This is a genomic window from Sediminivirga luteola (assembly GCF_014639315.1).
Lineage (GTDB): Bacteria > Actinomycetota > Actinomycetes > Actinomycetales > Brevibacteriaceae > Sediminivirga > Sediminivirga luteola.
This window is the reverse complement of record NZ_BMFY01000002.1, coordinates 192,470-212,608: the sequence shown is the minus strand read 5'-3', so window position 1 is coordinate 212,608 and position 20,139 is coordinate 192,470. Positions and strand designations below refer to the sequence as shown.

Annotated in this window: 20 protein-coding genes; 16 read left to right on the top strand and 4 right to left on the bottom strand. The window is 70.2% G+C overall.

Features of this window, described 5'->3' with window-relative positions; genetic code table 11:
• Positions 1-5 precede the first annotated feature (5 nt).
• Positions 6-806 (bottom strand): carbon-nitrogen hydrolase family protein, encoded by an 801-nt coding sequence (locus IEW13_RS02755; RefSeq protein WP_188549394.1) that lies wholly within the window; start codon positions 804-806, stop codon positions 6-8.
• A gap of 5 nt (positions 807-811) precedes the next feature.
• Positions 812-1,468, bottom strand: coding sequence for an RraA family protein (locus IEW13_RS02750; protein ID WP_188549393.1), 657 nt, complete (start codon positions 1,466-1,468; stop codon positions 812-814).
• A 349-nt stretch (positions 1,469-1,817) separates the two neighbouring features.
• Between IEW13_RS02750 and IEW13_RS02745 the strand changes: the two genes are divergently transcribed.
• The 8 genes from IEW13_RS02745 (at position 1,818) to IEW13_RS02710 (ending at position 10,590) form a co-directional block, all read left to right on the top strand.
• Positions 1,818-2,873, top strand: a complete 1,056-nt coding sequence (locus IEW13_RS02745; RefSeq protein ID WP_188549392.1) for an ABC transporter substrate-binding protein — start codon at positions 1,818-1,820, stop codon at positions 2,871-2,873.
• Between the two features lie 8 nt (positions 2,874-2,881).
• Positions 2,882-4,009, top strand: a complete 1,128-nt coding sequence (locus tag IEW13_RS02740) for an ABC transporter ATP-binding protein (RefSeq protein WP_188549391.1) — start codon at positions 2,882-2,884, stop codon at positions 4,007-4,009.
• Positions 4,006-4,944 (top strand): ABC transporter permease, encoded by a 939-nt coding sequence (locus IEW13_RS02735; RefSeq protein WP_188549390.1) that lies wholly within the window; start codon positions 4,006-4,008, stop codon positions 4,942-4,944. The genes IEW13_RS02740 and IEW13_RS02735 overlap by 4 nt, the downstream gene beginning before the upstream one ends.
• Before the next feature lie 11 nt (positions 4,945-4,955).
• Positions 4,956-5,738, top strand: a complete 783-nt coding sequence (locus IEW13_RS02730) for an ABC transporter permease (RefSeq protein ID WP_188549389.1) — start codon at positions 4,956-4,958, stop codon at positions 5,736-5,738.
• A 280-nt stretch (positions 5,739-6,018) separates the two neighbouring features.
• The gene (locus IEW13_RS02725) at positions 6,019-7,086 is read left to right on the top strand and encodes a class II glutamine amidotransferase domain-containing protein (RefSeq protein ID WP_188549388.1); all 1,068 of its coding nucleotides are present in this window, start codon (positions 6,019-6,021) and stop codon (positions 7,084-7,086) included.
• Positions 7,083-7,865: a GltB/FmdC/FwdC-like GXGXG domain-containing protein gene (locus tag IEW13_RS02720; RefSeq protein ID WP_229744886.1), complete on the top strand. Its 783-nt coding sequence runs from the start codon at positions 7,083-7,085 to the stop codon at positions 7,863-7,865. The genes IEW13_RS02725 and IEW13_RS02720 overlap by 4 nt, the downstream gene beginning before the upstream one ends.
• 114 nt (positions 7,866-7,979) lie before the next feature.
• Positions 7,980-9,326 (top strand): FMN-binding glutamate synthase family protein, encoded by a 1,347-nt coding sequence (locus IEW13_RS02715; RefSeq protein ID WP_188549386.1) that lies wholly within the window; start codon positions 7,980-7,982, stop codon positions 9,324-9,326.
• Between the two features lie 118 nt (positions 9,327-9,444).
• The gene (locus tag IEW13_RS02710) at positions 9,445-10,590 is read left to right on the top strand and encodes an FAD-dependent oxidoreductase (RefSeq protein WP_188549385.1); all 1,146 of its coding nucleotides are present in this window, start codon (positions 9,445-9,447) and stop codon (positions 10,588-10,590) included.
• Here IEW13_RS02710 and IEW13_RS02705 read toward each other — a convergent pair.
• A complete protein-coding gene (locus IEW13_RS02705; protein WP_188549384.1) occupies positions 10,587-11,216 on the bottom strand; it encodes a TetR/AcrR family transcriptional regulator in 630 nt (209 codons plus the stop codon). The two genes, IEW13_RS02710 and IEW13_RS02705, sit on opposite strands and share 4 nt — an antisense overlap.
• Before the next feature lie 152 nt (positions 11,217-11,368).
• Between IEW13_RS02705 and IEW13_RS02700 the strand changes: the two genes are divergently transcribed.
• Both IEW13_RS02700 and IEW13_RS02695 read left to right on the top strand, forming a co-directional pair.
• Complete coding sequence (locus tag IEW13_RS02700; RefSeq protein ID WP_188549383.1) at positions 11,369-12,679, top strand: MFS transporter; 1,311 nt, start codon at positions 11,369-11,371, stop codon at positions 12,677-12,679.
• Positions 12,676-13,767 carry a class II histone deacetylase gene (locus tag IEW13_RS02695; protein ID WP_188549382.1) on the top strand — a complete coding sequence of 364 codons (1,092 nt, stop codon included), beginning with the start codon at positions 12,676-12,678 and terminating at the stop codon, positions 13,765-13,767. Before IEW13_RS02700 ends, IEW13_RS02695 begins: the two co-directional genes overlap by 4 nt.
• A gap of 40 nt (positions 13,768-13,807) precedes the next feature.
• On the opposite strand, the gene IEW13_RS02690 is transcribed toward IEW13_RS02695, so the two are convergent.
• Positions 13,808-14,524 (bottom strand): TetR/AcrR family transcriptional regulator, encoded by a 717-nt coding sequence (locus IEW13_RS02690; RefSeq protein WP_188549381.1) that lies wholly within the window; start codon positions 14,522-14,524, stop codon positions 13,808-13,810.
• 161 nt (positions 14,525-14,685) lie between these two features.
• Here IEW13_RS02690 and IEW13_RS02685 point away from each other — a divergent pair, with 161 nt between their 5' ends.
• From IEW13_RS02685 to IEW13_RS02660, 6 genes are all read left to right on the top strand, one after another.
• Positions 14,686-15,726 carry an ABC transporter substrate-binding protein gene (locus IEW13_RS02685; protein ID WP_188549380.1) on the top strand — a complete coding sequence of 347 codons (1,041 nt, stop codon included), beginning with the start codon at positions 14,686-14,688 and terminating at the stop codon, positions 15,724-15,726.
• A gap of 83 nt (positions 15,727-15,809) precedes the next feature.
• On the top strand, positions 15,810-16,652 hold the full coding sequence (locus IEW13_RS02680; protein ID WP_188549379.1) for an ABC transporter permease: 843 nt from the start codon (positions 15,810-15,812) through the stop codon (positions 16,650-16,652).
• Positions 16,649-17,461, top strand: a complete 813-nt coding sequence (locus IEW13_RS02675) for an ABC transporter permease (protein WP_188549378.1) — start codon at positions 16,649-16,651, stop codon at positions 17,459-17,461. The genes IEW13_RS02680 and IEW13_RS02675 overlap by 4 nt, the downstream gene beginning before the upstream one ends.
• Positions 17,458-18,543 carry an ABC transporter ATP-binding protein gene (locus tag IEW13_RS02670; RefSeq protein ID WP_188549377.1) on the top strand — a complete coding sequence of 362 codons (1,086 nt, stop codon included), beginning with the start codon at positions 17,458-17,460 and terminating at the stop codon, positions 18,541-18,543. The genes IEW13_RS02675 and IEW13_RS02670 overlap by 4 nt, the downstream gene beginning before the upstream one ends.
• Before the next feature lie 78 nt (positions 18,544-18,621).
• Positions 18,622-19,023 carry a cupin domain-containing protein gene (locus IEW13_RS02665; protein WP_188549376.1) on the top strand — a complete coding sequence of 134 codons (402 nt, stop codon included), beginning with the start codon at positions 18,622-18,624 and terminating at the stop codon, positions 19,021-19,023.
• 7 nt (positions 19,024-19,030) lie between these two features.
• A complete protein-coding gene (locus IEW13_RS02660; RefSeq protein WP_188549375.1) occupies positions 19,031-20,131 on the top strand; it encodes an arginase family protein in 1,101 nt (366 codons plus the stop codon).
• Positions 20,132-20,139: the final 8 nt, after the last annotated feature.

The window sequence follows — 20,139 nt, the reverse complement described above, 5'->3', positions numbered from 1 at the left end:
ACTCACTACAGGCCTTTCGGAACCACGGCGAACTTCCTGTTCGCAAGGCTCGGGTTCTTCTCCCGCACGGTCTCGACGCGCTCCGTGCGGACCGAGCCGTAGGCGATCGCCTCGGGCTCTTCCCCCGCGGAGGCGACGGTCGCCCCCATGGGGTCAATTATGATACTGGCGCCCGTGCAGTGGGGAAGGGTCTGGCCGCAACCGGCGAAGTACAGCGTGTTCTCGATCGCGCGGGCACGGATGAGCGTCTCCCAGTGCAGCTCTTTCGCCGGTCCCGTGGCCCAGGCCGCGGGCAGTGCGATGACGTGCACATCGTGATCGGCGAGCCACCGGCTGGCCTCCGGGAACCGGAGGTCGTAGCAGGTCAGCGCGCCGACGCGCACGCCGTCGATCTCGAAGACGAGGGGATCGCCGATGGGTGCCGGTTCGACCCGGTCGGACTCCTTGAAGCCGAACGCGTCGTAGAGATGGATCTTGCGGTACACGCCGCCGATCTCTCCGTCCTTCTGCACGAAGACCAGCGTGTTGTAGGGCCGCGGCGTCTGGGAGGTCTCGGTGAAGCCCACCAGGACGTTGACGCCGGCGGTGCGGGCGGCTTCCCGGATCCGGGTGATGAAGGGCCCGTCGAGCGGTTCACTGTAGCCGTCGCCCTCCTTGAGCGGATCGGAGTACATGGCGTTCTCCGGCAGGACGGTGAGCCCAGCGCGCCCGGCGGTGGCGGCGATCAGCCGCGCGCAGGCATCGGCGTTGGCTCCGGTGTCCCGTCCGGCGGTGAACTGGGCGACGGCGAGAGTGAGCTCTGCCATGGCGGTCAGGCTCCTTTCTTCTCGAAGAGCGCCGCGGCGCCGGACCATTCCGAGAGGAAGGTGCCGCCGGCGATCGCGTTCTTCACATCGGGCTCGGCCTGCTCCTTCTTCTGGAGCACGGCCACGACCTCCTCCACCTCGGACGGGTCCAGGACGGCGATCCCGTCGGAGTCGGCCAGGATCGCCGCACCGGGTTCGATCACGACGTCGCCGACGGTGACGGGCACGTTGATCGAGCCCTCGACGCCCAGCAGCCGGGTGGTGCGCGCGGAGACCCCGCGGGAGTAGACCGGCAGGCCGAGTTCGAGGATCTCGTCGAAGTCGTTCATGGCGCCGGCGAGGATGGCGCCCTCGGCGCCGCGGGTCTTGGCGGTGAAGGCGACCATTCCGCCGAAGCTGGAGCGGTCGTCGCCGGACTGCTCGACCACGAGCACGTCACCGGGGCGGAGCCGGTCCGCGGCGTAGTGCAGCGCGGTGGAATCCAGATGCGGCAGGCGCACGGTGACGGCGGTTCCGGCGAAGCGCAGCGGCCGGGAGTTGGGCTGCAGGCCGCGCGGGAAGCCGTAATCGCGCAGATGGCCCAGGGTGGAGGTCTGGACGGTCAGCAGCGCTCGCCGCTGATCCTCGCTGATCTGGGCGGGCATGGGATTGGCTGTGAACATGAGGTCCCTTCGTGAGTGAGAGCGCCGGTGCGGTGCGCGCATGAAGAGCGCGGGGGACGCCGGTGGAGCGGGTGACCAGGAGCCGCGACACTCGGCGAGGTAACGCATACGCAATGTATACGTTAGGTGTACACAGTAGCCCACCCGGGGAGTGATGTGAACAGGGTCACAGCAGTTTTTTCACGCTCGTAACCTCATGGGGAGCCGCCGGGAAGCCGTTCGTGTCCGGCGGCGGGAAATCGCGGCTCAGCTCTTGTGGTGTGACGCAGGCCACTGGTACGGTCATTCGCAACCAGGAGCCGCGACGCTCGGCAGAACCACCCCTGACCTTCATCAAGGAGTTCTGCTCATGTCGCGCACACACATTCCCGTTCTCGGCGCCGGCGCGTCGATCCTCATGCTCGCCACCGCCTGCGGTGGCGGCGGCGGTGCCGCGGACGAGGCCAATGGCGAGGTCAACATCCTCGGCTATGCCGCCGCGTTCGAAGACAACTACACCGCCGCGGTGCTCGATGCCTTCGAGGAGGAGACGGGCATCACCGCCAATTTCGTGCCCGCGCAGAACAGCGCCGAGATGCTCGGCCAGCTGCGCAGCGAGTCCGGCAACCCCACCATCGACGTCGTCATCATGGACACGTCCGTGGCCAACACCGCCATCGCCGAAGGGCTGCTGGCGGAGCTGGACCCGGCGGAGGTGCCCAACGTCGAGAACGTCGTCGAGATGGGCCAGAACCCGGACGGCTACGGTCCGGCGGTGACCTTCGACAACCTCACCATCATCTACAACACCGAGAGCGTGACCGAGCCGCCCGCCAGCTTCTCCGATCTGTGGGAGGTGCCGGACAACTCGGTCGCCATCCCGGCCCCGCCGGACATCCAGGGCATCGCCCTGACCGTCCTGACCGCCGACGAGATCGGCGCGGACTACCAGCAGGACATCCAGCCGGCCATCGACCGGCTCGCCGAGCTGGCGCCCAAGGTGCAGACTTGGGATCCGCAGCCCGACTCGTACCAGCTGGTCACCAACGACTCCGCCCAGTACGCCATCGCCTGGAACGCCCGCTCCCAGTTCTTCTCCGACGAGTCCGGCGGCACCCTGGGCGCGGTGAGCCCGGAGGACGGGATCGCTTTCCAGGTGAACACCATCAACGCCATCGAGAACAGCCCGAACCCGGAGGCGGCCACGCAGTTCATCGACTACGCCCTCTCGCCCGAGGCGCAGGAGGCGTTCGCGGCGCAGATGTTCTACGCCCCGACCATCAGCAATGTGGAGCTGCCGGCAGAGGTCGCCGAGCGCGTCTCCAGCCCCGAGGATCCCTCCATCGTGGAGATCGACTGGGCATGGATGGCCGATGAGCGCGATGGCTGGACCGAGCTCTGGCGTCGTCACGTGATCGGAGGGTGAGCCCGGAGATGAGCAGCGCACAGGCGCATCTGGAACTGCGGGGCCTGAACAAGACCTACCCCAACACGGAAAGCCCCGCGGTCGACTCGATCGATCTGAACGTCGCCGAAGGCGAGCTCGTGGCACTGCTGGGGCCCTCGGGCTGCGGTAAGACCACCACGCTGCGGATGGTCGCGGGTCTGCTGGACCCCAGCGCCGGTGAGATCGTCGTCAACGGCAAAGACCTGGTCGGCACCCCGGTGCACAAGCGCGGCATGGGCATGGTGTTCCAGTCCTACGCCCTCTTCCCCCATATGACCGTCGCGGAGAACGTCGGCTTCGGCCTGCAGATGCGCAAGCTCCCCCGGAAGGAGGTCAAGGACCGCGTGCAGGAGGCGCTGGCGATGGTGCAGCTGGACCATCTGGCCCAGCGGCGGCCGGCGGCGCTTTCGGGCGGGCAGCAGCAGCGCGTGGCGCTGGCCCGGGCGCTCGTCGTCGAGCCCACCCTGCTGCTGCTGGATGAACCGCTGTCGAACCTCGACGCCAAGCTGCGCGAGGCGATGCGCCGGGAGATCAAGCAGATCCAGCAGCGGCTGGGCACCACGACCCTGTTCGTCACGCACGACCAGGACGAGGCCCTCGACATGGCGGACAAGATCGCGATCATGCACAACGGCGTGATCGCGCAGTACGCCCCGCCGGAGGAGATCTTCGACCGGCCCGCCACGCGGTTCGTGGCGACCTTCGTCGGCAAGGCGAACTTCATCGAGGCCACCGAGGTGGTCGGCCGCGGCGGAGGACGCTACCGCGTGTCCTCCGATCTGCTGGGCACGCTGGAGGTCGAGGGCGTCGAAGGGATCGAGGCGGCCGAAGACGCGGCCCTCGTGGTCCGGCCGCACCGGCTGGGCGTCCGCCGCCGGGGGGAGTCCTCGGCGCCGCAGATCGGCGGGGAGATCGTGCCCGGCGGTCCGGTGGTGCCCGGCCGGGTGGTGGACTCCGCGTACACCGGCAATGTACGCAGCCTCGTGGTCGATGTGCCCGACGGTCAGCAGATCATGATCGACGAGCTCACCGTCCGGGACCGCGCCCTGGCGATCGGTGACGAGGTGGAGATCGCCTTCGACCCGGATGACGCCTTCCTGGTGGGCAGCCGATGAGTGCGGCCAAGACGACACAGGGAACCCCGGGCGCGGCACCGGGGGACACCTCGCGTCCTGCGCCGCTGCTGCCGGGCAGGGGGAACCGCTCGCGTACGCGCTGGGAGCTCCTGGCGCTGCTGATCCCGGGTCTGATCGGCCTGCTGCTGGCCTTCATCCTGCCGGTGCTGGCGATGTTCCGCATGTCGCTCAACGAGCACGGCACGGCCGGCGCCCTGGTGGAGACCATCAGCATCGCCTCCTATCAGGCGGTGCTCTCGGATCCGTTCTACTGGCAGGTCATCTGGAACACCCTCGTGATGGGGTTCGGCTGCGCGCTGGCCGCGGTGGTGCTGTCGTATCCGCTGGCGTTGTTCCTGGTGCGGACCACCTCGAAGTGGAAGGGTGTGCTGATCGCCCTGGCGATCGCGCCCCTGCTGACCTCGGCGGTGGCGAGAACGTTCGGGTGGATCGCGATCCTGGGCGATCAGGGGATGATCAACTCCGTGCTCCTGGCGCTGGGGGTGGTGGAGACGCCGCTGCGGATGAACAACAACATGTTCGGCTCGACCGTGGCCCTGGTGGAGATCCTGATGCCGTACTCGATCCTGGCGATGATCTCCGGTTTCGGCCGGCTGAACCCGGCCCTGGAAGAAGCGGCCGGGTCCCTGGGGGCCTCGAAGTTCAAGGTCTTCACGAAGGTCACGCTGCCGCTGACGCTGCCGGGGATCTTCACCGGGTTCCTGCTGGTGTTCGTGCTGGCGATCAGCGCTTTCGTCACGCCCCGGCTGATGGGCGGTGGCCGCGTGTTCATCCTGGCCACCGAGATCTACAACGAGGCGACGCAGACGCTGAACTGGCCGCTGGCCTCGGCGCTGGCGATGATCCTGCTGGTGGTCTTCGGGTTGTTCATTCTGCTCTACCAGCGGGCCGTCAAGCGGATCGATCAGGGGTGAAGGGGGAGACCATGCTCAAAGTGCTGCACCGGGCGATGATCGTCGCCATCTACCTGTTCCTGCTGGCGCCGATCATCGTCGTCTTCTTCATCTCCTTCAACTCCTCGAACCGGCTGGCCCTGGCGTTCGAGCCGCCGTCCCTGCAGTGGTACGCCAATCTGCTCTCCAATCAGGGGTTCATCGAGGGTGCGCGGGTCAGCTTCATCACCGCCTCCATCACCGCGATCGTCGTGCTGCTGATCGGCGTGCCGGTCTCGCTGGCGGTGGCCAGGTACCGGTTCAAGTTCAAGGGCGCGGTGGAGGCGCTGTTCATCTCACCCCTGGTGGTTCCTTCAGTGGTGCTGGGGCTGGGTCTGCTGCTGGTCTTCCAGCCGATCGGCCTGACCGGCACCTTCGCGGGCATCGTGATCGCCCATACCGGCATCACCATCCCGTACGTCATCCGTACGACGCTGATGAGCCTGACCACCGCGGATGTCTCGTGTGAGGAGGCGGCGAAGGTCCTGGGCGCGAACAGCTGGACCACGTTCCGCCGGATCACCCTGCCGATCATCTTCCCCGGGCTGATCGCCGGTGCCGTGATGGCGTTCATCATCTCCTTCGACGAGGCGGTCATCTCGCTGTTCATCGCCGGGTCCGGCCGGGTCACCCTGCCGGTGGAGATGTTCCGGTACCTCCAGTACCGCTCCGATCCGGAGATCGCCGCGCTGTCGGTCGTGTTGATCCTGATCTCGGTGATCATCGTGCTGGTGGTCGAGCGGGCGATGGGCCTGAGGAAGGTGATGAACGGCTGATACTCCCGATCTGTGGCCGCGTGGTCCGGGATGCACCCTGAATCACGCGCGGACCTTCGGCGCCCTCCCTTCCGCTCCGGCGGACGGGAGGGCGCTGTGTTGTTGTAGGAGCCGCGCTGTTGTAGGGGCACTGTGCTTTCCCGCGTGCCGGCGCTGCCGCCGCCTGAGCCTGCCAGCTCTCGGGCCTCGGAGCCTGCGCGGGAAAACCGTAACCTCGGCGTAACGAGTCATGACAGTGGCCGGTGTATCGTGACATGAAACATGAGAGAGAGGGGGAGCGATGTGCGGGATCGCGGGACTGCATCTGCGGGACAGCAGTCTGGAACCACGACTGGGAGAACTGCTCGAGGGCATGATGTGCACCGCCGCCGGGCGAGGCGCGGACGCCGCCGGGGTCGGCATCTACGGTGACCCGGCGGTGACGCCGCCGGGTCAGTCCACGGTGTGCGTGATCGGCTCGCCGCTGCCTGCCCGGGAGGCCGCCGGCCTCATCGGCAGCCTGCTCGCCGAGCGGTCCGCCTCGCTGCCAGGCGAGCCACCGGTTCCCGTGCCTGCTGCGGCACCGGCATCGGTACGGCATGAGGTCGCGGCCCAGGCTCCGGCGCGGGCTGGGCTGACAGCCGGCGACTCCGGCGCAGGCCCTTCAGGCGGCCTCACCGGCACTCTCGTCAGAGACGAGGCGACCGTACACGGCCGCGACGCCGGCCAGACGAGCATCTTCACCGCCGCGGTCGAGGCACAGGAACTCGCGCGCGCCGTCCGCGAGGCGCTGCCTGAGGCCGTGCTGACCAGCCGCGGCACGGCGCTCGGCGTGATGAAGGGCACGGGGGAGCCGGCCACGCTGGCGGAGACCTTCGGGCTGGCGGGCATGAGCGGCTACCAGGGCGTGGCCCACACCCGTATGGCCACCGAATCGGCCGTCACCCCCGGGGGCAGTCACCCGTACTCGGTCGGTCCCGACCAGTGCATGGTGCACAACGGCTCGTTCTCCAATCACGCCACCATCCGCCGCGAACTCCAGGCCGAGGGCATCGAGTTCGACTCCGAGAACGACACCGAGGTGGGCGCCCGGTTCGTCGCCCGGGAACTCGCCCGCGGTGCGAGCGTCGAGGAGTCGCTGATGGCGCTGTGCCGCCGGTTCGACGGCTTCTACACCCTGCTGGTGGCCACGGCGGACTCCTTCGCCGTCGTCCGTGACGCCATCGCCTGCAAGCCCGCGGTGATCGCCGAAACCGACCGCTGGGTGGCGATGGCCAGCGAGTACCGCTATCTGACCGGCCTGCCCGGGGTGGAATCCGCACGCGTCTTCGAGCCCGAACCGGAGGTTGTCTACACATGGCAGCGTTGAACGCGAAGAATGGGATAGCCGCGGGGAACGAGCCGGACGCGCCGACCGCGACGGTGGCGGACGTCCCGCTGGGCGCCTCGGCTGCGCGGCACTCCGGCACCGTCACGGTCGATCTGGCCGAGGTCACCGTCCGGCAGCTGAACGCCGCCCTGCACGCCGAGCCCGCCGGGTCACGGACCCGCTACCGGGTGCTCAACCCGGCCGGGGAGCATGCGCTCGCGGCCGGCATCGGCGCTCCCCTGGACGTGCGCATCGACGGCCATGCGGGCTACTACGCCGCCGGGATGAACATGCGGGCCGCCGTGGAGATCCACGGCAACGCCGGGACCGGGGTGGCGGAGAACATGATGTCCGGTCGCGTGCATGTGCGCGGCGATGCCTCCCAGTCGGCCGGGGCGACGGCCCACGGCGGCCTGCTCGTGATCGACGGCAACGCCGGCGCCCGGTGCGGGATCTCGCTCAAGGGCGCGGACATCGTCGTCGGCGGCGACGCCGGGCATATGAGCGCGTTCATGGCGCAGGCCGGCCGCCTGGTGATCTGCGGCGATGCCGGCGACGCCCTCGGCGACTCGCTTTACGAGGCCCGCATCTACGTGCGGGGACGGGTGGCCTCGCTCGGCGCGGACTGCGTGGAGAAGGAGATGCGGCCCGAACACCGCCAGGAGCTCAGCGAACTGCTGACCGCCGCGGGACGGGACGACGACCCGTCCGCCTTCCGTCGCTACGGCTCCGCGCGCACCCTGTACCACTTCCACGTCGACAACGCGCGCGCCTACTGACCCGCGCCCGCTCACCGTGCCGACGCTGCGCCCACCCCGCCGGCCCTGCCGCCTGACCCGCGGCGCACCAGGCAGTGACCGACCATGAGGCACCTGTGAAGGAATGAGACCAGCATGACCATCGAGGACCACAGCCGCGCGGAATCGCCTGCGGCCAGCGGCCTGCGGGAGTCCGCCACCTTCGACCGCGCGACCATCGCCGCGATCCAGAACGCCGCGCGCACCGGCATCTACGACATCCGCGGCGGTGGAGCCAAGCGGAAGCTGCCCCATCTGGACGATCTGCTGTTCCTGGGCGCCAGCATGTCCCGGTACCCGCTGGAGGGGTACCGGGAGCGCTGCGACACCGATGTCGTCCTGGGCGGCAAGCACGCCTCCAAGCCGCTGCGGCTGAGCACGCCGGTGACCATCGCCGGGATGAGCTTCGGGGCGCTGTCCGGCCGCGCCAAGGAGTCGCTCGGCCGCGGCGCCAGCGAGGTCGGCACCTCCACCACGACCGGCGACGGCGGGATGACCGAGGAGGAGCGCGGCCATTCGAAGCATCTGGTGTACCAGTACCTGCCCTCGCGCTACGGGATGAACCCGGACCACCTGCGCGCCGCCGATGCCATCGAGGTGGTGCTCGGCCAGGGCGCCAAACCCGGAGGCGGCGGGATGCTGCTGGGGCAGAAGATCACCGAGCGCGTCGCCGGCATGCGCACCCTCCCGGCCGGGATCGACCAGCGTTCGGCCTGCCGGCACCCCGACTGGACCGGGCCGGACGATCTGGCGATCAAGATCACCGAGCTGCGCGAGATCACCGACTGGGAGAAGCCCATCTACGTCAAGATCGGCGCCTCCCGGCCGTATTACGACGTCAAGCTGGCGGTGAAGTCCGGCGCCGATGTGGTGGTCCTGGACGGCATGCAGGGCGGGACCGCCGCCACCCAGGACGTGTTCATCGAGCATGTGGGCATCCCCACCCTCGCGGCGCTGCCGGAGGCGGTGCGCGCCCTGCAGGAAATGGGAGAGCACCGGCGCGTGCAGCTGATCGTCTCCGGGGGCATCCGGAACGGCGCCGATGTCGCCAAATGCCTGGCGCTCGGTGCCGACGCCGTCGCCATCGGCACCGCCGCGCTGATCGCCCTGGGTGACAACGACCCGGCCCTGGAGGAGGAGTACCGCAGGCTCGGCTCGGCCGCCGGCTATTACGACGACTGGCAGGACGGCCGGGATCCGGCGGGCATCACCACCCAGGACCCGGACCTGCAGCAGCGCCTGGACCCGGTCGAGGGCGGCACCCGGGTGGCCAACTTCCTGCGCGTGCTCACGATGGAGGCGCAGATCATCGCGCGGGCCTGCGGGAAGGCGCATCTGCTGCACCTGGAGCCGGAGGACCTGGTCGCCCTTACCATCGAGGCGGCCGCCATGAGCCGCCGGCCGCTGGCGGGGACCTCCTGGGTCCCGGGTGCGGGAGCATGAGCCAGGTGAGTTGGATGAGCTCCCTGCGGCGGACCACCGGTACATCGCCCTGGCCCCGGGCTTTCCCCCGATGCGTGAGCCGTGTGCGGCGGTTCACCGGCGTCGCCGGGACCGGCGCATGAGCGCGCGGGAGGCTTCCCGGTTCGTCGTCATCGGTGCTGGTCTCGCCGGTGCCTCGGCGGCGTGGCGGCTGGCGCAGCGCGGGCACGAGGTGGTGCTCCTGGAGCGTCGCGTGCCGGCGAGCCCGGACGGCAGTTCACACGGTTCGGCGCGGATCTTCCGGTACGCCTACGAGAAGCCGCTCTACGTGCGGCTCGTGCAGCAGGCAGCCCGGGGCTGGGCGGAAATCGAGGCACTGAAGGCGGGCCGCGACGGGCCGCTGCTCACCCGGACCGGCGCGGTGGACTTCGGAACGGACCGGGACGTGCCCGGCCTGGCCGCAGTGCTGGCGGCGGAAGGCGTCGACCATGAGGTCCTCACCGCCGCGCAGGCCCGGGAACGCTGGCCGCAGATCGCCTTCGACAGCCCGGTGCTGCACCATCCGCAGGCTGGTGTGCTCGACCCCCTGGCCACGGTGCTGGCGATGCTCGATGCCGCGCGGAGCGAGGGCGCCCGGGTGCTCACCGGCTGGCCGGTGGCGCGGGTGGAGCGGCGCGGTGCGGGCTTCCTCGTGCGTGCCGCCGATGGACGGCGGGTGGAGGCCGAGCGGGTGATCGTCGCCGCCGGGGGCTGGCTGCCCGCCCTGCTGGGGGAGCTGGGACTGCCGGAGCCCTTCCTGCGCGCGTTCCCGCCGCTTCAGGTGCGGCAGGAGAACGCCTTCCACTTCCCGTACCGGCAGGAGGTCGCGGCGGCGGAGGATTGGCCGACGGTGGTGCACAAAGGCGGTGGGATGCCGGTCTATGCGCTGCCCGGCGGGCGGGATGCGGCATACCGAGGACACAAAGTCGCCGAGTTCAACGGCGGCCGCAGGCTTGCCTCCGCCGCCACGCAGGACGGGATCGTGGACCCGGCCAACCGTGCCCGGGTGACGGACTTCGTCGCCCGGGCGTTCCCGGGGCTGGCGCCGGACCCCTACGCGGAGGCGACCTGCCTGTTCACGAACACGCCGGGGGAGGATTTCCTCGTCGACGAAGCCGAAGGCGTGACGATCGTCTCGGCGTGCTCGGGGCACGGGGCCAAGTTCGCGCCGCTGCTGGGAGAGCTCGCCGCTGAAGCAGCGCTCGGAGGTGCCGGCGTGCCGGGCGAGTTCAGGGTGAGCGTCTAGCCGGCGAGCGAGTCGGCGTCGACGCCGCACAACGCCGCCGCGGTGGCGCGCAGCCGATGCAGGCACTCGTCGTATCCGAGCGCGGGGTGGCCGTTGAGGATGTAGTAGGACAGCGAGTCCTCGACCGCCACCAGGGACTGCCCGATGGCCAGCGGCTCCATGGCGGGCCGGAAGACGCCCGCCGCGGCGCCCCCGGCGATGACCTCCTGGTAGAGCGTGGCCTGCTTGTCGAACAGATCCTGCATCAGCCGGGCGTAGTCGTCGTCGCGCACCGAGAGTCCCTCCAGCTCGCACAGCAGGCGGACGGAGGCGTCGTCGGGGGAGGAAGGCATGCCGGTCTCGATCAGCAGCCGCAGCCCGCCGAGGGGTCCTGGCACGTCATCGAGGCGGCGCCGCCGGTACTCGTACCAGCGCTCGCACGATTCCTCGTAAATATCGCGGATCAGATCGTCGATCTGGGGGTAGTGGTAGAGGATGGCGGCCGGGGTCACCTCGGCTTCGCTGGCGATGTCCTTCAAGCGCAGCGCGCGCGGACCGCTGGCCACCAGCGTCCGGTACGCCGCCTCGAGCAACTGCCTGCGACGGTCCGCCGGCCTGGAACGAGTCGGCACATCGGCTCCGTTCATGGGACATTCCTTCCGGACAGGGACATTCTAGGGCGGTTTCGGGGACGTTACGTTTTCCGGTAAACCGGCCGATGCTCTGTCAATTCAGTTAAATCAAGTTTAGATTGTTGAGCCAAGACCCTGTCCAGGTTCTCGAGCAGAAAGGCCCTCCTATGTCCGAGGCGAGCCCCACCACCCGACAGCGGCTGCGTCCGGCAGCAGGCCTGGCCACCTTCTTCATCGCGGTGGTCGGGCTGCTGGCGGCGAATCTGGTTCCGCTCATGCTGATCGCGCTGGAGGCCGAAGGGTTCAGCCCGACCGGCGCCGGCGCCGTGATGACCAGCAACCTCCTGGCCACGGCGCTCGCAGCCCTGCTCACCATGCGCGGCGTGGCCGGTTCCCGGCGTCTCCTGGTGGGCCGGGCCGGACTGATCCTGGCGTTCGCCGGCTATGCGCTGGCCGCCCTGGTCCCCGCGGGCGGGGTCTTCCTGGTCCTGGTGATCACCGCCGCCGGGCTCGGCAGCGGTGCCGCGCTGTCCGCCGGGGGCGCCGCGCTGGCGTCGTTCGACGGATCGAACCGCGTGGTGGGACTGAACGTTCTCTTCAACCGGGGGCTCAATGCCGTTCTCCTCGCTCTGGTGCCGGCCATTGGCCTGAGCACGCTCAGCGTGTTCGGCTCGGTCGCAGCCGTCTGCCTCATCTCCCTCGCCCTCGTCCACCTGCTGCCCCGCGCCGTCCCGCAACCCGGCGCCGTCCCGCAACCCGGCGCCGTCCCGCAACCCGGCGCCGTCCCGCCGCCCCGGGACGACGCGCCCACCGCACCGGGGCCGGCCGCCCCGCCGGCACCGGGATCATCGAAGGCCGGGTCGTCTGCGGCCGTCACCGTCGCCGGTTTCGCCCTGCTGGCCTGCTTCGCCGTCTGGGCGCTGAGCGAGGATGCGCTCTGGGCCATCGCCGGCACGATGGGCGCCGAGCAGGCGGCCCTGGACGATGCGCTCCTGGGTCTCGTCCTGAGCCTGTCCACCGTCGGCGGCCTGGCCGGCGCGCTGCTCGTCGTGGTGACCGGTGCGCGCTTCGGCAGGGCGATCCCGCTGGCCGCCATGCTGGTCCTCGGTGGCGCGCTCAAGCTCGGCTCCACGCTGACCACGGACGCGATGCTCTACGCGATCCTCCTGATCCTGTGGAACTTCATCTACGGCATCGCCTACACCTACTTCGTGGCCACCGCGGCGGGGCTCGATGCCTCCGGCCGGTGGTCCGGGCCGATCCTGGGGGTCTACCTGATCGGCTCCAGCTTCGCGCCGGTGTTCGCCACCTCGGTGGCGGCGGGCGCGGGATACGCCGGATTCGGCTGGGTCATCGGTGCGATCAGCATCGCGCTCATCGTCCCGATGGTCGTGATCGCGCGGCTGTCCGTGCGGGAGGAGAGCCGCACTGCGCAGAGCGTACCCGCCCCGGCCGGCGTGGAGGGGGCGGCGTCATGACCTGCGGATTCGTATGCGACGAACGGTACTTCTGGCATGACGCCCGGGACACCGGCGGGCCGTATGTGGAGGCCGGGGCGGAGATGGAGACCCCGGTGTCCCGTCGCCGGATGCTCAATCTGCTCTCCGTCACGGGGCTGCGCCGGCAGCTCACGACGATCGAGCCGGTGCCGCTGGGCCGTGAGGACCTGCTGCGGGTGCACCCGGCCGGGTACCTCGACAGCTTCAAGGCACAGTCGGACGCCGGCGGGGGCACGATGGGCGACTACGCCGATTTCGGGCCGGGCTCCTATGAGATCGCGGCCCTCGCCGCCGGTGGCGTGCACGCGGCCCTCGATGCGGTGGTGACCGGCGCCGTGGACACGGCGTACGCGCTCGTCCGGCCGCCGGGCCATCACGCCGAACGCGACCGGGGCCGCGGCTACTGCCTGCTGGCGAACATCCCGCTCGCCCTGGAGAAGCTCCGCGCCGAGCGCGGCACGGACCGGGTCGCCGTGATCGACTGGGACGTCCACCACGGCAACGGCACGCAGGCGATCTACTGGGACGATCCGGCGACGCTGGCGATCTCGCTGCATCAGCGTCAGCTGTTCCCCTACGAGTCGGGCACCGTGGAGGAGGCCGGGGGCGCGCCTGCGCTGGGGCGTACGGTGAACGTGCCGCTGCCGGCCGGCTCCGGCGCGGGCGCGTACTCGTACGCGTTCGAGCGGATCGTCGAACCGGCGGTGCGAGCCTTCCGTCCCGAGCTCATCGTGGTCGCCTCGGGGTTCGACGCCTCCTGCCTGGACCCGATGGGGCGCATGCTGCTCACCCCGGCCGGATACGCCGCGCTGACCCGCCGCGTCGTGGAGCTCGGCCGGGAGGTCTCCGCCCCGGTGGCCTTCGCGCACGAGGGCGGCTACTCCCCGGTCGCGGTGCCGTTCTGCGGCGTGCACGTCCTGGCGGAGCTGCTGGCGGCCGATGCGCCGGTGGGCTTCGGCGACTTTGGCTATATGGACGCCCTGGAGGACCAGCAGCTGAACGTGCACCAGCGCGGCATGGTGGATCAGGCGCAGGCCGCGGCGGCACGTCACGGCGCCTTCGGCTGATCGCGGTTCCGGGGGGCGCCGTGCAGTGCGGTGCTGCCGGTTACTCCAGCACGGCCGCGATCAGCTCCGGGGTGAGCGGCTCGGCGAAGGCACGCTCCTGCACCAGCGCGACCGCTCGCTCCGCGGCGTCGCGCGCCGTGTCGCCGTCGATCGCCAGCAGCGTCGCCGCCCCCTCCACGAGGCGCTGATACATGTCTTCGAGCCCGAGCGCCTCGGCATCGGCAAGGGAGCGGACCGCGAGTCCGTCGATGACGGCCATGACGATCAGCGCGGTGGTGGGCACGCTCAGCTGCGGCGCGGCCTGGCCGGTGCGCACGAGTTCGCGGATCGCGTTCTCGAACGGTTCGGTCCAGCGGTCATAGACCTCGTGTGAGATGCGCGCCACCGAGGGGTCCCGGCGGGCCGCGGCCCACAGTTCCATCCAGAAGCCCCACCGGTCGGTGAACACCACGGAGCCGGAGACGTGCAGCCGCAGGCCCGCGAAGAGCTCCAGCAGGGGCCCCGGTTCGGCCGCCGACAGCCGCTGCCACGCGTTCATGCTGACGGTCATCATCACCAGGAAGGTCTGCTCCATCAGCTCCTGGCGCGCGCCGAAGTAGTGCTGGACCAGGCCGAGGCTGACTCCGGCCTCCTTGGCGATGTCCTTCAGGCGGGCTTTGTCCGCGCCGTCCCGGGCGACGACGTGGATGGAGGCGCAGAGGATCTGCGCGCGGCGGTACCGGGAGAGCGCGACGGCGTCGTCGTCGGGAAGGGGCATGCGGCGATTGTATGCGGCGCCGGCGGGGAGGCGAGGGGGCACGGGGGAGGCTCCTGGCGATCGAGGAAGGGCGGACGGCCCTCTTGAAGTGTGTCTCACGCCACAATAATGTAGTATTATTGTCACCGCATCCCGCGGAGGCTCCGACCTGAGAGGCAATCATGCGATCCACCACGAAGATCCTGGCGTTGAGCGCCACCGCGGCGCTCGCGCTCTCCGGTTGCGGTGGAGGAGGCGGCGAGTCCGGTGACGGATCTCAGCTGACCTTCGCCAGCTACGGCAGCGAATACCAGGACGCGCAGAACGACTCGCTGCTCACGCCCTGGGCCGAGGAAGCCGGCGTGACGGTGACGAACGACTCCCCGACCTCCTACCCGCGCATCGCCCAGATGGTGGATGCGGGTCAGGTGACCTGGGACGTCGTCGACACGGAACCGTTCTACCCGGTCGCCAACTGTGGCACCTACGTCGAGGAGCTCGACTTCAGCAACATCGACACCAGCCAGTTCCCCGAGGGAACGTGGTCCGACTGCTCCATCCCGTTCGCGCAGTACGCCACGATCATGGTCTACGACGCCGAGCAGTTCGCCCAGGCGCCACAGGACTTCGAGGCGTTCTTCGACGTCGAGGCCTACCCCGGCACCCGGCTCGTTCCCAACTGGGCCGGCGGCGGTGCGCTGGAGGTCGCCCTCCTCGCCGACGGCGTGGCGCCGGAGGAGCTGTACCCGCTCGATCTGGACCGGGCCTTCGCAAAGCTCGACACCATCCGCGATCACCTCCAGTTCTGGGACACCAGCTCCGAGAGCCAGCAGGCGCTCGAAGACGGCACCGTGGACCTGGCGCTCGTCTGGTCCGGCCGGGCGTACGAGGCCGAGCTCAACGGCTCCACCTTCGAGCCGGTCTGGCAGGACGCGCTGCTGGCGTGGGCCAGCCTGAGCATCATCAAGGACAGCCCGAACCTGGAGGCGGCGCAGTCCCTCATCGAGTACGCCGCGCAGGCCGAGCCGCAGGCGCGGTTCGCCGAGCGGCAGCCCTACTCCCCGGCCAACCTCGAGGCGCAGCCCGAGCTGGACGAGGTGCAGGAGAAGTACAACGTCGCCGCTCCCGAGGTGCAGGACCAGGCGATCGTGACGGACGTGCAGTACTGGGCCGATCACAACGACGAGGCCAACGAGGCTTGGACCGCGTGGTCCACCTCCTGACCCCTCCGGCGACGTCCGGCGAGGCTCGCGCGCTATCGGCCGCGTGCCTCGCCGGGCGCTGACGGGACGCGAGGTACCCCCTGATGCACACCAGTGCCCGATGGTCCGCCCTGCTGCTGGCCCCGGCCGTCCTCCTCGTCGCCATCTGCTTCGTGGTGCCCATCGGCAGCATCGTGCTGCGCTCGTTCACCGAGCCGGAACTCGGTCTGGCCACCTATGAGCGGCTCTTCGCCGACCCCACCACGCTGCGCGTCCTGGGGCGGACGCTGCTGGTGGCGCTCGGCGCGGTCGGCCTGTGCCTGCTCTTCGGGTACCCGTACGCCTACCTGATGACCCTCGTCGGGCCGGATATGCGCGCCGTGCTCATGGTCCTGGTCCTGGTGCCGTTCTGGACCAGCCTCATGGCCCGGACGTTCGCCTGGGTCAGCCTGCTGCAACGAGACGGCCCCGTCTCCGCGCTGCTGGCCTTCGCCGGGGTCCCCGGGGTCACGCTGCTGGGCACCGCGGCAGGCGTCATGATCGGCATGGTCCAGATCCTGCTGCCCTATATGGTGCTGACCCTCTCGACCACGCTCAGCCGGATCGACCGCGGCCTGCTGACCGCCGCGCAGAGCCTGGGCGCCAACCGGTACCGGACGTTCTTCCAGGTGTACCTGCCACTGTCCCTGCCCGGCGTGTTCGCCGGCAGTGCCCTGGTGTTCATCCTGGCGCTGGGCTTCTACATCACCCCGCAGCTGCTGGGCAGCCCGCGTGAATCGCTCATCGCCCAGGTGATCGGCGTCCGGGTGGAACGCCTGGTGGACTTCGCCGGAGCGGGCGGGCTGTCCCTGATCGTCCTGCTCACCACGGCTCTGTGCTTGGCCGCGGCGGTCCTCGCCTTCCGGCCGGTGCGCGCCATGCTCGGCCAGGGAGGGGACCGCCGATGAATCAGAGAACTCCCGTCCGGCTCCCCCTGGCGCTGTGGGCCGGCGTCACCGCCCTGCTCCTGGTCGCGCCGACCCTGGTGGTCATCCCGCTGTCCTTCACCGAGCGGCGCAGCTTCTCCTTTCCCATCGAGGGTTGGTCGCTGCAGTGGTACGAGCGGTTCTTCACCGATCCGCGCTGGTACGGCGCACTCGGCACCAGCATCGCCGTCGCCATCGGCGCCGCCCTGGTGGCGACCGTCGCCGGGACGCTGGCCGCCATCGCGCTGGACCGGGCCCGCCTGCGCTACGGCTGGCTGATCCGCGCGCTGCTCCTCCTGCCGGTCGTGGTGCCCCAGATCGTCGCCGCCGTGGCGATCTTCGGCACCTATCTGGGCTGGGGCATCAGCGGCACGCCGCTGGGGCTGCTGCTGGCGCACATCGTCCTGGCCATCCCGTTCGTGGTGATCCCGGTCAGCACGGCGCTGCAATCCTTCGACCCCACCCTGGAACGCGCCGCGGCCGTGCTGGGCGCCGGCGGCTGGGGACGCTTCTGGCAGGTGCAGCTGCCCCTGATCAGCCCCGGCGTCATCACCGGCTTCGTCTTCGCCTTCGTCACCAGCCTGGACGAAGTCGTGATCGCGTACTTCCTGCAGACCCCGACACTGCGGTCCCTGCCGGTGCAGATGTACAGCTCCGTCACGGTGGAGACCGACCCGACCATCGCGGTCGCCTCCAGCCTGATGCTGGTCTTCTCCACCATCGTCATCCTGCTGCCGAGGTTCTTCGCCGCCCGGCGCCGCCGCCTGCTCAAAGCCAAGGAGACCCCATGAGCAAGACGAACCAGAGCCCCGGCGCGCCGGCGGCGACGCTGCAGCAGACCGGGCGGTCGGTGCGGCTGTCGGGCCTGAGCAAGCACTACGGCGACTTCGCCGCGGTCGACGGCATCGACATGGACATCCGCGCCGGCGAACTCCTCACCCTGCTGGGGGCCAGTGGATCGGGGAAGACCACCACCCTGTCCATGATCGCCGGCTTCACCACGCCCACCGAGGGCACCGTGCTGATCGACGGCGAGGAGATCACCCGCGTGCCGCCGCACAAGCGGAACCTGGGCATGGTCTTCCAGCACTACTCCCTGTTCCCGCACATGAACGTGCGCACGAACGTGGAGTTCCCGCTCAAGCAGCGCGGGGTGCCCAAGGCCGAGCGGCGCCGGCGCGCCATGGAGGCACTCGAGGTGGTCGAGCTGGCCCACCGTGCCCAGGCCCGGGTCACCGAGCTCAGCGGAGGTCAGCAGCAGCGCATCGCCCTGGCGCGCGCCCTCGTGTTCTCCCCCAGCGTGCTGCTGATGGACGAGCCGTTCGGTGCGCTCGACCGCGCGCTGCGGGAGAAGATGCAGATGGAGGTGCGCCGCATTCACCGCGAGCTGGGCGTCACCGTGGTCTTCGTGACGCACGACCAGCAGGAGGCGCTCACGCTCTCAGACCGGATCGCGGTGTTCGAACGCGGCCGGATCGAGCAGGTGGGCACCCCGGAGGACCTGTACGAGCGTCCCGCCAGCCTGCACGTGGCCACGTTCCTGGGCGAATCCAATCTGCTGCCCGGAACCGTCGACGGCGGCGTCTTCGTGACCCGTTCCGGGAGCCGGCTGTCCGCCGGGAGCGCGGAGAACGGCCCGGCCACCCTGGTGGTCCGCCCGGAGCACGTCCGGGTCCAGCCGGCCACCGGGACCGGTGCGGGGATCGCCGCCACCGTCGGCGAGGTCGTCTACCTGGGAGCCGACAAGCGGCTGGTGGCGGTGACCGCGGACGGCGAGATCACCGCGCGGATCGCGGCTGCCGAGGGCTACCGGCCCGGCGATGACGTCCGGCTCGGATGGGAACCGGGCGCGGCCGCCGTGTTCCCGGGGTGAGGACGGCATGAGAGCACAGCAGCCGGGCCGGCCGGGCAACAACGGTGCCCGGGCCGGCGGAGCGATGAGGAGAACACCATGACGAAGCATCCCAGACCCGTCGTCGTCCCCCTGGCGGACGTCGCCCCGGTCCCGGCCGGCGAAGCGCCCACCAAGGTGCGGATCCGCCGGATCGTCACCCGGGCCGAGCACGGTTCGGAGCTGACCCAGGGGGTGTGCTGGATGGACCCCGGCGAGCAGACCAACACCTGGTCCAGCCACGAGACCGACGACACCGCACCCGGCGAGCACTGGTACGGGCCGGTGCACGAGACCTACTACATCGTGACCGGAACCCTGAGGCTGAGCTGGGACGACGATGCGGCCGTCCTGCGCGCCGGGGACACCGTCTACCTCGCTCCGGGCTGGCGCTACCACCTGGAGAACATCGGCGAGGAACAGGCCTTCTTCGTCTACAACATGACCCCCGCGCAGGAATGAGGAGCACGTGCAGCAGCTGACAGTCTTCTGGGACGACCGCGTCCTCCGGCACGACACCGGAACGGCGCTCCACGAGGCTCCCGAGAGCCCCTGGATCGGCTCGCCCCTTCCCCACACCGAAGGCCCGGAGCGGCTGGTCGCGATGCACGATGTGCTGCGCAACGGGCCCCTGGGCGAGGCCGTGCACTGGGCCGGCGGGCGGCTGGCCACCGAGGAGGAGCTGCGCTGGGCGCACTCGCCGCGCTACATCGAGCAGGTCCGCGCGCTGTGCGAGACCGGGGGCTGGGTGACCGGGACGACCCGCGCCGGTGCCGGTTCCTATGAGCCGCTGCTGGCCGCCGCCGGCACCGCCCTGGAAGCCGCCGCCGCGGTGGTGGAAGGCCGCAGCAGGTTCGGTTACGCGCTGATCCGCCCGCCGGGGCACCACGCGCAACCGGAGCAGGCCGACGGTTACTGCTTCTTCAACCACGGCGCGCTGGCGGCGGAGTACGCGCTACGCTCGGGCATGGAGCGGATCCTGATCGTGGACTGGGACGTGCACCACGGCAACGGCACCCAGGAGATCTTCTACGATCGCGCCGATGTGCTGACCGTGAGCCTGCACATGAACCACGGGCCCTGGGGCCCGGCACACCCCCAGACCGGGTACGCGGACGAGACCGGGACGGCGGCGGGCGCCGGCCACAACGTGAATATCCCGCTGCCGCTGGGCGCCGGCGACGCCGGATACACCGGCGCCTTCGACCGCATCGTGGCGCCGCTGGCCCAGGAGTACCGGCCGGACCTCATCATCGCCTCCAGCGGCCAGGACGCCAGCGCCTTCGATCCCAACGGCCGGCACAACCTGACGATGGCGGGCTTCCGGGGCCTCGGGGAACGGGTGGCGGCGCTCGCCGCGGAGCTGTGCGGCGGCCGGGCGGTGCTGGTGCAGGAGGGCGGATACAACCCGTCCTATGCGCCGTACTGCCTGCTGGCCACCCTCGAAGGGCTGCTCGGCGCGCCGGCCACCGCCGATCCCCTCGCCTACGTCCCCGATCAGACGCTCGGCCTGGAAGAGGCGTTCGACGCGGTCCGGGAGGCACAACGTCCCTGGTGGCCCGCGCTCTGAGCGGTTTT

What these genes read in the sequence shown, in the direction of transcription:
- IEW13_RS02755 (WP_188549394.1), bottom strand. Translation starts at nt 806, where the DNA reads ATGGCAGAGCTCACTCTCGCCGTCGCCCAGTTCACCGCCGGACGGGAC.
- IEW13_RS02750 (WP_188549393.1), bottom strand. Translation starts at nt 1,468, where the DNA reads ATGTTCACAGCCAATCCCATGCCCGCCCAGATCAGCGAGGATCAGCGG.
- IEW13_RS02745 (WP_188549392.1), top strand. Translation starts at nt 1,818, where the DNA reads ATGTCGCGCACACACATTCCCGTTCTCGGCGCCGGCGCGTCGATCCTC.
- IEW13_RS02740 (WP_188549391.1), top strand. Translation starts at nt 2,882, where the DNA reads ATGAGCAGCGCACAGGCGCATCTGGAACTGCGGGGCCTGAACAAGACC.
- IEW13_RS02735 (WP_188549390.1), top strand. Translation starts at nt 4,006, where the DNA reads ATGAGTGCGGCCAAGACGACACAGGGAACCCCGGGCGCGGCACCGGGG.
- IEW13_RS02730 (WP_188549389.1), top strand. Translation starts at nt 4,956, where the DNA reads ATGCTCAAAGTGCTGCACCGGGCGATGATCGTCGCCATCTACCTGTTC.
- IEW13_RS02725 (WP_188549388.1), top strand. Translation starts at nt 6,019, where the DNA reads ATGTGCGGGATCGCGGGACTGCATCTGCGGGACAGCAGTCTGGAACCA.
- IEW13_RS02715 (WP_188549386.1), top strand. Translation starts at nt 7,980, where the DNA reads ATGACCATCGAGGACCACAGCCGCGCGGAATCGCCTGCGGCCAGCGGC.
- IEW13_RS02710 (WP_188549385.1), top strand. Translation starts at nt 9,445, where the DNA reads ATGAGCGCGCGGGAGGCTTCCCGGTTCGTCGTCATCGGTGCTGGTCTC.
- IEW13_RS02705 (WP_188549384.1), bottom strand. Translation starts at nt 11,216, where the DNA reads ATGAACGGAGCCGATGTGCCGACTCGTTCCAGGCCGGCGGACCGTCGC.
- IEW13_RS02700 (WP_188549383.1), top strand. Translation starts at nt 11,369, where the DNA reads ATGTCCGAGGCGAGCCCCACCACCCGACAGCGGCTGCGTCCGGCAGCA.
- IEW13_RS02695 (WP_188549382.1), top strand. Translation starts at nt 12,676, where the DNA reads ATGACCTGCGGATTCGTATGCGACGAACGGTACTTCTGGCATGACGCC.
- IEW13_RS02690 (WP_188549381.1), bottom strand. Translation starts at nt 14,524, where the DNA reads ATGCCCCTTCCCGACGACGACGCCGTCGCGCTCTCCCGGTACCGCCGC.
- IEW13_RS02685 (WP_188549380.1), top strand. Translation starts at nt 14,686, where the DNA reads ATGCGATCCACCACGAAGATCCTGGCGTTGAGCGCCACCGCGGCGCTC.
- IEW13_RS02680 (WP_188549379.1), top strand. Translation starts at nt 15,810, where the DNA reads ATGCACACCAGTGCCCGATGGTCCGCCCTGCTGCTGGCCCCGGCCGTC.
- IEW13_RS02675 (WP_188549378.1), top strand. Translation starts at nt 16,649, where the DNA reads ATGAATCAGAGAACTCCCGTCCGGCTCCCCCTGGCGCTGTGGGCCGGC.
- IEW13_RS02670 (WP_188549377.1), top strand. Translation starts at nt 17,458, where the DNA reads ATGAGCAAGACGAACCAGAGCCCCGGCGCGCCGGCGGCGACGCTGCAG.
- IEW13_RS02665 (WP_188549376.1), top strand. Translation starts at nt 18,622, where the DNA reads ATGACGAAGCATCCCAGACCCGTCGTCGTCCCCCTGGCGGACGTCGCC.